The sequence below is a fragment of the Pseudomonas sp. NPDC089741 genome (assembly GCF_044748825.1).
Classification (GTDB): Bacteria; Pseudomonadota; Gammaproteobacteria; order Pseudomonadales; family Pseudomonadaceae; genus Aquipseudomonas; species Aquipseudomonas helmanticensis.
Window position 1 is genome coordinate 296 of record NZ_JBIVGT010000083.1, and the last position, 331, is coordinate 626.

The 331-nt window shown below is 61.6% G+C and carries 1 protein-coding gene; it reads left to right on the forward strand.

Going from position 1 to position 331, the window contains the following annotated elements; translation table 11 throughout:
- Positions 1 to 331: F0F1 ATP synthase subunit gamma (locus ACIPZE_RS28895; RefSeq protein WP_400776842.1), on the forward strand; the 331-nt coding region annotated here is incomplete at both ends.

Consider the following 331-nt stretch of genomic DNA (forward strand, 5'->3'; position numbering starts at 1 on the left):
CGATCAATGACTTGATCGGCAGCGTCAAGGTGATGCTGGATGCCTACCTGGACGGCCGTATTGACCGCCTGTCCGTGGTGTCCAACAAATTCATCAACACCATGACGCAACAGCCTACCGTGGAGCAATTGATTCCACTGGTGGCCACCCCGGATCAGGATCTCAAGCACCACTGGGACTATCTCTACGAACCGGATGCCAAAGAGCTGCTTGACGGCTTGATGGTCCGCTACGTTGAGTCGCAGGTCTACCAGGCGGTGGTCGAGAACAACGCGGCTGAACAAGCTGCGCGGAGGGGCGCGGGGGGGGCCGCGGGCGGGGGGGGGGGGGC